Source organism: Corynebacterium tuberculostearicum (assembly GCF_022347235.1).
Classification (GTDB): domain Bacteria; phylum Actinomycetota; class Actinomycetes; order Mycobacteriales; family Mycobacteriaceae; genus Corynebacterium; species Corynebacterium tuberculostearicum_F.
On sequence record NZ_JAKRDX010000005.1, the window covers coordinates 1 to 12,261 of the forward strand.

At 57.0% G+C, this 12,261-nt stretch carries 10 protein-coding genes; 5 read left to right on the forward strand and 5 right to left on the reverse strand.

Annotation, left to right across the window (positions count from 1 at the left end; genetic code table 11):
* Positions 1–187 (reverse strand): transposase (locus MHK09_RS03890; protein ID WP_157844602.1); only part of this gene is annotated, 187 nt, incomplete at its 3' end.
* A 389-nt stretch (positions 188–576) separates the two neighbouring features.
* Between MHK09_RS03890 and MHK09_RS03895 the strand changes: the two genes are divergently transcribed.
* Both MHK09_RS03895 and MHK09_RS03900 read left to right on the forward strand, forming a co-directional pair.
* A complete protein-coding gene (locus MHK09_RS03895; protein ID WP_005328372.1) occupies positions 577–1,293 on the forward strand; it encodes a TVP38/TMEM64 family protein in 717 nt (238 codons plus the stop codon).
* 53 nt (positions 1,294–1,346) lie between these two features.
* Entirely contained in the window at positions 1,347–1,925 is a 579-nt protein-coding gene (locus MHK09_RS03900) for a hypothetical protein (protein WP_005328374.1), read from the forward strand.
* Here MHK09_RS03900 and MHK09_RS03905 read toward each other — a convergent pair.
* Positions 1,922–2,761, reverse strand: a complete 840-nt coding sequence (locus tag MHK09_RS03905; RefSeq protein WP_005324809.1) for a DUF3097 domain-containing protein — start codon at positions 2,759–2,761, stop codon at positions 1,922–1,924. The genes MHK09_RS03900 and MHK09_RS03905 overlap by 4 nt on opposite strands.
* Before the next feature lie 33 nt (positions 2,762–2,794).
* On the opposite strand from MHK09_RS03905, the gene MHK09_RS03910 reads away from it, so the two are divergent.
* Entirely contained in the window at positions 2,795–3,568 is a 774-nt protein-coding gene (locus tag MHK09_RS03910) for an Rv1486c family protein (RefSeq protein WP_005328378.1), read from the forward strand.
* Here MHK09_RS03910 and MHK09_RS03915 read toward each other — a convergent pair.
* The 3 genes from MHK09_RS03915 to MHK09_RS03925 all read right to left on the reverse strand — a co-directional run bounded on the left by MHK09_RS03915 (position 3,565) and on the right by MHK09_RS03925 (position 8,303).
* The gene (locus MHK09_RS03915; RefSeq protein ID WP_005324811.1) at positions 3,565–4,638 is read right to left on the reverse strand and encodes a ferrochelatase; all 1,074 of its coding nucleotides are present in this window, start codon (positions 4,636–4,638) and stop codon (positions 3,565–3,567) included. The two genes, MHK09_RS03910 and MHK09_RS03915, sit on opposite strands and share 4 nt — an antisense overlap.
* Before the next feature lie 31 nt (positions 4,639–4,669).
* Positions 4,670–6,124 (reverse strand): NlpC/P60 family protein, encoded by a 1,455-nt coding sequence (locus tag MHK09_RS11785; RefSeq protein WP_005328380.1) that lies wholly within the window; start codon positions 6,122–6,124, stop codon positions 4,670–4,672.
* A 1,714-nt stretch (positions 6,125–7,838) separates the two neighbouring features.
* Entirely contained in the window at positions 7,839–8,303 is a 465-nt protein-coding gene (locus MHK09_RS03925; RefSeq protein WP_250412706.1) for an Rv1476 family membrane protein, read from the reverse strand.
* A gap of 328 nt (positions 8,304–8,631) precedes the next feature.
* Between MHK09_RS03925 and can the strand changes: the two genes are divergently transcribed.
* Together can and MHK09_RS03935 are read left to right on the forward strand one after the other, a co-directional pair.
* Entirely contained in the window at positions 8,632–11,445 is a 2,814-nt protein-coding gene (gene can, locus MHK09_RS03930; RefSeq protein ID WP_250412707.1) for an aconitate hydratase, read from the forward strand.
* A 191-nt stretch (positions 11,446–11,636) separates the two neighbouring features.
* On the forward strand, positions 11,637–12,212 hold the full coding sequence (locus MHK09_RS03935; RefSeq protein WP_005324819.1) for a TetR/AcrR family transcriptional regulator: 576 nt from the start codon (positions 11,637–11,639) through the stop codon (positions 12,210–12,212).
* The last annotated feature ends 49 nt before the right edge of the window (positions 12,213–12,261 follow it).

Here is a 12,261-nt window from a genome sequence, read left to right on the forward strand (position 1 = left end):
CACTCATCCCATCCGAGGCCCCTCGGCGTTCACGCTCGAGTTTGACCCACCGGCCTAAAAGCCCGGCGGAGACGCCAATCTCCTTAGCCACATGAGCGATCGGGCGCTCTGACTCGATTACCAAGTTCGCGGCTTCACGCCGGTACTCCGGCGTGTACTTCTTGCGCTGTTGACTCACAATGAACATCCTCTCCTACGGACACAGGATCCGTACAAATAGGGTGTCCACTAAACGAGGGTAACCTCACTTCGGCTTGAGTCATGCCGGTAGCAAGCATGGTTTCGATGATGATTTTTGGGCTTGGTTTTGATTTCTGCTCCATTTTTAAAGCATGGAGGATCGATGTCTCGAGACATCACTTTTTGTCGCGGCCGGGCAAATTTAACTTCAGAGTTTTCTACCGGATCGATGTAATGAGACATTAGTGCTGGTTAGACCGGAACTATCTCATAAGACATGCGGAACGATGTCATGGAACCAGACACCCCCTCGGGCACAACCGGACCGGCGGTTACCACTAAGGTAGCCGCCGGATTTTTCTATTCAGTACTCCCACAAGGACTACGATCTCCCCCATGACCACACTTTTGAGTTGGGCGCGCAGCTTCGGCCATTTCCTCAAATCGCTCGCCTGGTCCGCTTGGCGGTCAATTCTCCAGTGGTCGATGCGTCGTTGGGTAGCCGTCCTCGCCGCCATCGTCACCGGCGTCACCCTCCTTTACTTCTTCGATCTGCCGGACGTGTCCCAGCTGCGCGACGCTTCCACCCGCTATGGCGCGTGGTTTCCTCTCCTTTTCACCCTAGGTTATGTCATATTTACGCAGCTTCCCTTTCCCCGGACGTTGTGGACGGTAGCCGCAGGAATACTTTTTGGCCCATGGAAGGGCCTCGCCCTCTCCTTGTGCGCCTTGACGGTGTCTGCGGCCCTGTCGCTCCTCATCGTCCGCACGCTCCTTGGAGACTGGATCCGTCCGCACCTGACCCACCCCGCAGTGTTTAAAATCAATGCCCACTTAGAGCGGCGCGGCTGGCTGGCCATCGCTTCGCTGCGAATGGTGGCCGGCGTCCCCTTTAGCCTCCTAAACTACGTTGCCGCCCTAACTCCGGTGAAGCTTAGCCACTTCACCGTGGCCACTCTCCTCGGTTCCATCCCGACTACTGCCCTCGGCGTCTTCTTCGGCGATGCCCTCACCGGCCACACGTCGCCCGGCATCATTGTCGCCATGGTAGCTTTTGCCGCGATTGGTATGGGCGGGCTGTATATGGATTCACGTCTCCCCACTCGCCCATAAGTCAAGTACGAGCGGTAGACTATTTCGCAATTGGTTCCTTAAGGAGGATTTCTGTGCTTGCTGTCCACGCCCGCTACCGGGGCCGCTCCGTGCGTCGCGCAGATTTGGTCCAACGTTCTGCAACGGCTCTATCCACCCTCAACGGTGTGGGCGAGTTCCACGTGCTCGGCGTGGAAGATATTTGCGCCGTAGTTGATTCAGCAACTGCCGTGTGCGACGTGGTCATGGCCCTGCTTGCCGACGGCGACTGGGCCATCGGCATCGGCATTAGCCCCGGCAACCAGGAAGATGAGGAAGGCGCGCGCCAGGTAGCAACCGCCGCATTGCGGAAGTCCGCCCGCATGGGGCAGGTCTACGCCAAACTCAATAAGCGCGGGCGCGCCTCGGAGGCAAGTGATATTGCAGCCACCTTTGCCCTGCTTGGGTACGTTCTGCACAAGCGCACCATCGAAGGGCGCGAAGCAACCTCGCTCGTCCGCGCAGGACTCAACCAGAATGAGGCCGCCGAAGAGCTAGGAATTTCCAAGCAAGCCATGTCGCAACGCCTCCAAGCGGCCGGCTGGAGCGCGGAGATGGCGGGGTGGCAGTTGGCCGTCAACCTAATTGAACGCGCCAACCTTGCCCACCCCTAGAGCAAGTCGGACTTGCTCAACTCAGGTGTAGTAACGAAGTCCACGAGGCGCTCCACGGCGCCGATCAGGCTGGAGTCCAGGTCACGGAAGGAATGCACGGAGTTATAGACATGACGCCACCCATCTTTCGGGTCGCTCCACCCTACGCGGCGGCAAATACCGGTTTTCCAATCCTCGCCGTAGGGCACATCTGGCCATTCGCGCAGGCCTACGCGCTGCGGCTTTACCGCCGCCCAGATATCGATGAAGGGGTGTCCAGTGACCAGGACATGCTCTCCCACGGTTTCCGTTAATCGGGTTTCCTTGGAGCCTTGAACCAAGTGATCGGCCAATACGCCGACCCTGCGGCCCGGCCCTGGCTGAAATTCTGCGAGGCGCGCCTCCAAGTTGTCCAAACCCTCGAGGTATTCGACGACCACGCCTTCCACACGCAGGTCGTGACCCCACACTTTCTCCACAATGGCGGCATCATGCACGCCCTCCACCCAAATGCGCGATGGCGCGGCAACCTTTGCCTCCACGTTTTCTACGCGGCGGGAGCCGGAGTTGGATTTGCGGGGAGCCTGCTTTTCGACGTACCGGGTAAGCGTTACCGGCTTTCCTTCCACTAGGAACCCGCCTTTAACCAGGTTAAAGACCCGTTCTACGCCATGGCGATCCTCAAGGCGTACCACCTCACCGAAAACGGTTTTATCCACGCCCATAACAGCCCCCACAAAGTCATCGCCGCGCACTTCCACTACCATTCCGGGCTCGGCTGGTACTTCCGGGTACTGGCGCGGCTTCGACCGCGAGTGGCCAGCAAAAATATCTCCGCCATAAGGATCAAAACTCATGGCCCGTTAGTCTATCTACTAGACTGGCTCGCCATGGATATGCGCGCCGAAGTATGGTCACCTTTACAAAACACCGCCGTCTGGCTTGGCTCGTGGCTGTGGGGACATGAAACCACCGATGACTTGCTGGACGCGCTTACTGAACTAGGCGGACGTCCAGAATGCTTGGACGAATCCCCCTTCGTCGATGTGTTAGCCATGCTGCGCGCGGAGACCTCCGAGCTTACCGCTCATCGCGGTGTACGTGCAGAACCTATCGTGCGCCTCGCACTGTCCGGGCCAGGCGAGCCACCCGCATTGCCGGCAGGATCGGAGTCCTATCGCGCGGCCGCACAAAGTTCTGCCGGGGCAATCATAGTTCGCACCAATGATCCCTTGCGTAACTTAGTCCTCGTCCCCCACATTCGCCACAGCCATACAGCGTGGCAAGTGGTCGTCGAAAAGCAGCAGCTCCCCGCGCCCGCCTGGCTAAGCCCCGGTGAAGCTGATGCCCTCCTCTCTCAGGCAACCAATGAGTCCGCCGATCTCATCGCCGCAACCGGGTATAGCACCGAGGCCTTGCCCAACCCACGCCTCACCGTGGGAACCCTGAGCGACTTCTATGACACACCCGGACTTCCCCGTTCAACGCCAGCTCGAGCAGCCAAGCTCTTTGCCCGTGCCGACCGAGTGGCCGCGATCATCGAAACCGTCACTGACCGCATCAATGACCACAGCCTTGATCCACAATTGCTTCGCTTGTGGCGCCACATCCGCCAGGCCCGCATGACGGGCGTGTCTTATGCGCTTGGAGAGTTTGCCCGTTAACGCGACCAGATATCGCAGCACCCCGCCGCGCACGGCTCACCATTGACTGTGCACCCTTGCACCGTGACGCTCCCGCTGGTCTCCCACTCGCGGCCCTGCTCTAGCTCATCGATGAGATCAACGACCATCTCCGCAAACCGTGGAGTCGGACCCGCTGTACGAGTGCGCAGGACCTTGACGCCCATCTCTTCGGCTGCCTTCTGCAGCTCGGAATCGAGATCCCAGATGACCTCCATATGGTCTGAGATGAAGCCAATCGGACACACCACTACCGTGTCGATACCTTCGTTGTGGTGGATATCAGTGGTGTGATCAATAATGTCAGGCTCGAGCCACGGAGTGCGTGGATTGCCCGAACGTGACTGCCATACAAGGTCATAATCAGAAATACCGGCCCGTGCGGCCACCAACCGCGACGCCTCTGCCACCTGGCGGGAGTAAAGGTTTTTATCCCCTTCTGCGCCGCCCACGTTATCGTGCGCGACGGGAACCGAATGGGCGGTAAACAGCAAGCGAGTGGATTCCTTCTTTTCTTCCGGAACCTGTCCCCAGACCTCCGTGACAGCGGCTGCCATTTCTGCCACGAACTTCGGATGGTCGAAGAATTGGCGAATCTTAGTAAATTCAATGTCCGGCAGACCCTGCTCCGCCAGATGCTCGCGCATCCGCTGAATATCCTCATCATATTGCCGGCATGCGGAGTACCCACCCCATGCAGAGGTAGCGAAGACAGCTACCTTGCGCACCCCGTCCTGAGACATCTTCTCCGCAGTCTCACTGGCAAAGGGGTGCCAATTTCGATTGCCAAAGTAGACAGGTAGATTATGTCCGCGTTTTTTCAGCTCCACTTCGAGGTGATCGATGATTTCGCGGTTAAGCGCATTGAGCGGACTTACCCCTCCGAAGTGGTAATAATGCTCGCCCACCACTTCTAGCCGCTCGCGAGGGATACCTCGACCTCGGGTAACGTTCTCCAAAAAAGGAACGACCTCCTCGTTTCCTTCCGGGCCACCGAAAGAAAGAACGAGGAGGGCGTCGAAGTTTTGGGCATTCTGTTGTGCGTCAGTCATGCCCTAAACCATACCAACCAAAAGTTGGAGATTAGAGAAGGCGCACAACATCGGGAGTAGCGCCACCCCAGCGAACTGGAACTACTGAAACAGTCTGACCAGACTGTGGCGCTTCAATCATTTGGCCGTCGCCTAGGTAGATAGCTACGTGCTGGCTTCCACCAGCTCCGTAGAAGATAAGGTCACCGCGCTGTGCATTCGCACGAGGAACCTTCTTACCCTGCTGGTACTGCGCACCAGTGTAATGAGGAAGGTCCAGGCCGGCTGCCGCGTAGGCGTACTTGACTAGCCCCGAGCAATCGAAGCCAGACTGACCGAAGTCACCGAAGGAGTCAGCCACGCCACCATCGCGAAGCCCACCAGTAGGACCATTATTATCGCCGCCACCCCACACATAAGGGACACCAACCTGGGACTCGGCGCGAGAAATCACGGCCTCGATCTGAGCGTCTCGGCCCGCATCTGCACCAGTGGTGGTTTCCTCGGACTCAGTTACCTCATCCACCTCGGGAGCGTCAACACTGGCGGCAGGTGCAGTGTTCGGACTGCCCAAACCAAGCAAGTCAGATGAACCTTGCATGAGGGTGCGCACATCGTCCTCATCAACGGCTGCGGCGATATCATTCGCAAGTCCGAGCGCATCGTTCACGGAGGATCCAGTGCCAAAATCGACGTTCTGGAACGTCGGCGTTGTACCCTTGTTGAGGGCGTTTCCGAAGTCCGCTTCTGGAGTAGTCTTCTCCTGCTCAGCAACGGATGGAGCCTCCGGATTATCGGCAACGTCCGCACTGCCAGGAGCCTCAAGCGAGCCCCGATCTACTACCTCATCTGTAAAGCCCTGAGACTTGTCCTCGGAAGTCAAGTCTTCAGAGTTGACCGTAAAGGCGTTAGTCGAAGCTGCAGAATCAAGATTATCAACTTGATTTGGCGAGGTTGGAAGAGAATCCTGCTGCGAGAGCTGTATCCCGCTTGCTGCCCCCTCTTGGGGCGCAGCCTGCTGCTGGCGGGCAAAAGTGGCCTCCGCAAACCTTTGGGTAGCGTTTAGTCGAGCTTCATTCTGGGCCAGCTCTCGACGCTCCTGCGCGACCCGACTCTCGGCTTCTCGCTTTTCCTCCCCCGCCTGGCGCAGCTCATCTTCCAAGCTGGCAACATACTCTTCATTAGTGCCCGGCTCGCCATTCACTTGTTCCAATTGGGTTCGAATCTGAGCAATACGGTCTTCCGCTCCGGAAACATCCGCTTCCGCGCGACCTAGCTCTGCCCGGGACTCCTCTACAGCGGCCTGCAGTGAATCTGCATTGGCAACCGCACGGTCAATTGCTACGTGGTCTGAGTTTTGATCCTGGACCGTACCCGGGTTTGGCGTCGATACTTCATCGGCGCCCGCTGGGGCTACGGTGGAAAGCGTTGAAATAGCTGCGGTACCTGCTACTGCAGCAATGAAAGCGCGAACATGTCGAATGCGCGGAAGGCGAATGGTGGCCACTGAAATACTCCTAGTTTGGGCCCACGCTGCTCGTTTAGTGAGAGTCCATGAAGACTCCGGACATAGGTATGCCCGGGATCCCCGCCTGTATATTTCGCACAAACACAGGCGTTATCGCATGCCTTATTGGGCGGCCTAGAGGTTCGCCTCGAGTAGTTATTTATAGATACGCGAAACTATCCCCTGGTGCCCGCAGACACTAGAGCGGTAATTGGTATTGGACTGCCTACATTGGCTGAGACTTCACTCCGGGTGTGCACATTCTGTGGACGCTCAGCAGACTTAGGGCTTTCATGTTGGAACTAGAGAAAGTTGTGAACTTTTCGCGCCAAATATTGGCCGCCTCAAATCGCTACTGTTTCCCCACAACAGCGACATCCGGACAACTCGTACCCTGGCAAGAGAGCCTAAAGGTCTACTTGCGCGAGTCCGCCAAGCCGGACACAGATGGTCTACAACTATCCTCTGTTCAAACAAAGTCCCACGACTGTGAAATCCACTTCTATTCTTGCGCTGCGCGCGACATACGCTCCAGGGTGCGTTTTACAACCCGCGATTCCGTATGCCCCGATCACGTCTTCGTTGCACTGAGCACCGTGAGAACTGCTCTATGGGTTCTGGCGGACCTCGCCGCGGCGCCGACTGGAGTCCAAAAGGTCTAACCTTTTGAGCACTACCGAGCCGTCGAGGGCAAGCAGCCACAAACCATGAACAGGCCGCACGAGGCTGACCCTTGTGGAGTGATTCGGCGTTCCCGGACCCTATCCCTATGGACCTCTCCGTACGCACCTTCTGTAACAACAGGCTTTCAGCCTTAGCCATATAAAGGTTCGCACCAAAATTTCCACACGGTGGAGTTCTAATGAACCCGTCTCACCTCATAAACGGAAGGTGGGTTGATGTGTAATTTTTCGAACATTGTAATCGCTCAAGTTCTTTGCCTGCGTCCCAATCGTTATCGATAGGTCCCGGTTCATTGACTTCCAAGAACGGCCACTCGACGTTCTAACTTTCGCTTGAGGCGTGCTTCCCCACATACCCGTGCGAGTTCTCTCGTGACAGTCAAGGCTAAGCCCATGAACCCAGGAAGCAAGAAATGTCTCCTGAGTCGACAACCGAACCTTACGTCACGACACGCCCGTTTCGCACAATTTTCCCGCAATTCACGTGAGTCAAGTTAATTCACATGACTCAACATGTGCACCTAACCTGCAATGATTTTGTTACCATCCCGTTATTGTGACTTTAATCACTAGACAACCGGAGCCCCATACGCCCTACTAGCCCCGAGTCTGACCATAACCAGGACAACTCAACCACTCCCCCACCGGATGTCAACCCCTAAGGGTTTACTTTGACCACTCCCCCGCCCCATCCACGATCCCCAATTAGGTATCCGGCTCACGTTAAGTCCAGGCCGAACTTCTGCCTCCCCAATCCGCAACCGACCCTCCCGGCACCCCGTGAGTGAACGAAACTGCGTCATCCACATTCGCCCGGAGCCCTTCAGTACACGCCTTCGGGTCAGTTGCCCGAATTTTCCGCGCATCAAAGGCCCGCAAAAGTTTCACCCTCTAACGTGATACTTTCTCGAACAAACTTAATTTTCAGGTACTATTTGTCGAATTCTGGAAGGCCATGTTCCACGCTTCTCGCCCGACTTTCATTACTAGCCCGTCTCGCACCCTCAGGTTCCGTAGATCCTTTTCAACCATTAGGGCTTGCGACGGCCGGCCGCTAGGAAAGAGCCAACCAATACAATCACGGCGATTACGGCAACTGCCCCCACCACTGCGCCGACCGGGAAGCTGATTTGGTCTAGCCCCCTGTAGTACTCAGACAGAAGGTCTACTTGTTCAACCCCAGGCGGGATCTGTGCCTGCACCGACTCAATGTCAGCGCGGCTATAAGTGTCACTAACGGAAGAAACATGGCGAGGGGTTTGTACGATGACGGTATTCAACCCTGTCGCGTCCTGGAGCTCTTGGGCAATGTCACGGACGTCAGGCGCATGATCAGCTATCACATCAACCACGGCCACTCCGTCACCGTCTCGCAAGCCTTGAGCTACCTCCGCGTTGAGCTGTGCATCTTGGCTGAGCACCGGGGACGTGTAGGCCACGCCGTCCACTTCGAGCTGACCTGCCAAATCAGCTACATCTACGCCCGCGGGAACCATGTGTATCTCTTCCTTATATATAGGGCTCCTACACTTCTTCTCCCCCAAGATACGGTCAGAACACAGGAACCCATTTCCTCAACTCGCCAATTTTCCAGAAAAGGTGAAAACAGAACGCTTGTACTGTTACAATGGCAGCGACCGAAGGTTTTAGCCTCTACAATATCTAGGTGAACCATCGCGTTCTTTGTCGCCTTCAACACAGCGGGCCCCATGGTCGCATCGCGTCACACCAGTGACCAATGATGCCGAGCACTGCCCCGCGGTGACGACTGGCGGCGAGTACCAAACAGAACACACTGTTTATTAACAAGGAATGGAGCTCCCTGTGACTGAAAGCTTGAACTCCTTCGAGGCCAAGAAGACCCTTGACGTCAACGGCAAGTCTTATGACTACTTTGACATCAACACCGTCTCCGGTCTGGAGAAGTTGCCTTACTCCCTCAAGGTGCTGGCAGAAAACCTGCTGCGTAACGAGGACGGCAAGAACGTAACCAAGGATCACATTAACGCCTTGGCAAACTGGGATCCGGAAGCAGAACCGGACACCGAAATCCAGTTCACCCCGGCACGCGTCCTCATGCAGGACTTTACTGGTGTTCCTTGCGTTGTTGACCTCGCTACCATGCGTGAGGCCGTCTCCGCACTGGGTGGCACCCCGGATCAGGTTAACCCTCTCAACCCGGCCGAAATGGTCATTGACCACTCCGTCATCGTTGAGGCTTTCGGCTCTACTGATGCGCTGGAAAAGAACGTTGAAATTGAGTACCAGCGCAACGAAGAGCGCTACCAGTTCCTCCGCTGGGGTGCTGAGAACTTCTCCAACTTCCGCGTTGTTCCTCCAGGAACCGGCATCGTCCACCAGGTAAACATCGAGTACCTGTCCCGCGTTGTATTCGACAACGAGGGCCTCGCTTACCCGGATACCTGTATCGGTACTGACTCCCACACCACCATGGAAAACGGCCTGGGCATTCTGGGCTGGGGCGTCGGCGGCATCGAAGCAGAGGCTGCCATGCTCGGCCAGCCGGTATCCATGCTTATCCCGAAGGTCGTAGGCTTCAAGCTGACCGGTGAGATTCCTACCGGCGTCACTGCAACCGACGTCGTTCTTACCATCACCGAGATGCTGCGCGAGCACGGCGTTGTTCAGAAGTTCGTTGAGTTCTATGGCAACGGCGTTAAGTCTGTCCCGCTGGCAAACCGCGCCACCATCGGCAACATGTCCCCTGAGTTCGGTTCCACCGCTGCGATCTTCCCGATTGACGAGGAGACCACCAAGTACCTCGAGCTCACCGGCCGCCCGCAGGAGCAGATCGACCGCGTCGAGGCCTACGCCAAGGCACAGGGAATGTGGCTGGAAGAGGACGCTCCAGAGGCAAAGTACTCCGAGTACCTCGAGCTGGACCTGTCCACCGTTGTTCCTTCCATTGCCGGCCCGAAGCGCCCGCAGGACCGCATCCTGCTGACCGAGGCCAAGGAGCAGTTCCGCAAGGATCTGGCTAACTACACCACCGACGAGGTTTGCGTTGACGAATCCTCTGTCGAGGCAAAGCGCATGTCCGCAGAAGGCGGCGCTCCAGTTATGGAGGACGTCACTGGCGGCTTGAACAAGGCTCGTGAGGGTCACGGCGAGTCCTCGGCTACTGGCGCGAAGGGCCGTCACTCCAACCCAATTACCGTTGAGTCCCAAAACGGTGGCGAGTTCACCTTGGACCACGGCATGGTTGCCATTGCCTCCATCACTTCCTGTACCAACACCTCTAACCCATCCGTTATGGTGGGCGCAGGCCTTATCGCCCGTAAGGCAGCAGAAAAGGGTCTGCAGTCCAAGCCATGGGTTAAGACCATCTGTGCTCCTGGCTCCCAGGTTGTTGATGGCTACTTCCAGCGTGCAGACCTGTGGAAGGATCTCGAAGCCATGGGCTTCTACCTCTCCGGCTTTGGTTGCACCACCTGTATTGGTAACTCCGGCCCACTGCCGGACGAGGTTTCCGCAGCCATCAACGAGAACGACCTCGCTGCCGCCGCGGTCCTTTCCGGTAACCGCAACTTTGAGGGTCGTATCTCCCCGGATGTCAAGATGAACTACTTGGCTTCTCCAATCATGGTCATCGCCTACGCCATTGCCGGCACCATGGACTTTGACTTTGATGCTCAGCCGCTGGGTCAGGATAAGGAAGGCAACGACGTCTTCCTGAAGGACATTTGGCCTTCCCCGCAGGAGATTGAGGACACCATCCAGTCCGCTATTTCCCGCGAGATGTACGAGGCTGACTACGCCGACGTCTTCAAGGGCGACGATGCTTGGCGCAACCTGGACGTGCCGGAGGGTGAGACCTTCAAGTGGGATGAGGATTCCACCTACATCCGCAAGGCTCCTTACTTCGATGGCATGCCAACCGAGCCGAACCCGGTTGAGGACATCAAGGGCGCACGCGTTCTGGCAAAGCTGGGCGATTCCGTCACCACTGACCACATCTCCCCTGCTTCCGCTATTAAGCCGGGCACCCCGGCCGCGCAGTACCTCGATGAAAACGGCGTTGCCCGCCAGGACTACAACTCCTTGGGTTCCCGTCGCGGTAACCACGAGGTTATGATGCGCGGTACCTTCGCGAATATTCGCCTGGCCAACCAGTTGGTCGACGTCACCGGTGGCTACACCCGTGACTTCACCCAGGAAGGCGGCCCGCAGGCCTTCATCTTCGATGCTTGCCAGAACTATAAGGAAGCCGGCATCCCGCTCGTTGTCATCGCCGGCAAGGAGTACGGCACTGGCTCTTCCCGTGACTGGGCAGCCAAGGGCACCAACCTGCTTGGCGTGAAGGCTGTTATTACTGAGTCCTTCGAGCGCATCCACCGCTCCAACCTGATTGGTATGGGCGTTATCCCACTGCAGTTCCCACAGGGCGAGTCCCACGAGTCCTTGGGCCTGGATGGTACGGAAACCTTCGACATCGAGGGCATCTCCGCCTTCAACGATGGCTCCATCCCGAAGACCGTCCACGTCACCGCTACCAAGGAGTCCGGCGAGGCCGTCGAGTTCGATGCCGACGTCCGCATCGACACCCCGGGTGAGGCTGACTACTTCCGCCACGGCGGCATCTTGCAGTACGTTCTGCGTCAGATGGTCAAGAACTAAGCGTCTTCGCGCAGTCCTTTAGCCCAACCGATGGGTTAAAGGACTAAGTTCAGTCGACAACGCGGGGTTGCACCGCCCTCTCTCAGGAAGGGCAATGCGGCCCCGCGTTTCGTCACGTCGATTTTATTTCTTATTTAAAATTACTGATTAAACAATCTTTAGATATCCCCCATTAAGGAGAGTTCCCTACTATGCCCATCGTGAGCGAATCTGAACTTAGCCGCCGCCGGCACGACATTCTCGTAGGTGCCCGCCGCTGCTTTGCAGAGCACGGGTACGAGGGAGCGACTGTTCGGCTACTCGAACAAGCTACGGGTAAGTCACGTGGCGCAATTTTTCACCACTTCGGTGACAAAGAGTCACTATTCCTTGCCTTGGCGCAAGAAGATGCCGCTCGTCAGGCCGAAGTCGTGGCTCAAAATGGCTTGGTAGAAGTCATGCGGGAAATGCTCCAACATCCTGAGCGCCACGATTGGCTGGCCACACGCTTGGAAATCACCTCCCTGCTACGCACTGACCCCTCGTTCGCCGCTCGGTGGAAGGAAAACCAGTCGGTTCGTGATGAAGCCGTTCGCGCACGCTTGGCATCTAATGCGGATAAGGGCCGCCTTCGGGATGATGTAGAAATCGATACCTTGGCCATCTATCTTGAGGTATTTATGGATGGATTCATTAATCGGCTTGCCTTGGGCGATACCGCGGAACTAGAAAATGTTCTTGACTTAGTAGAGCAATCCATCCGCGGTGCTCAGGCGAGCCCACAGTAATCCCCCGTACATCCAATCCTGCTCCCGGCTGCTTCTTAACTGATATTGG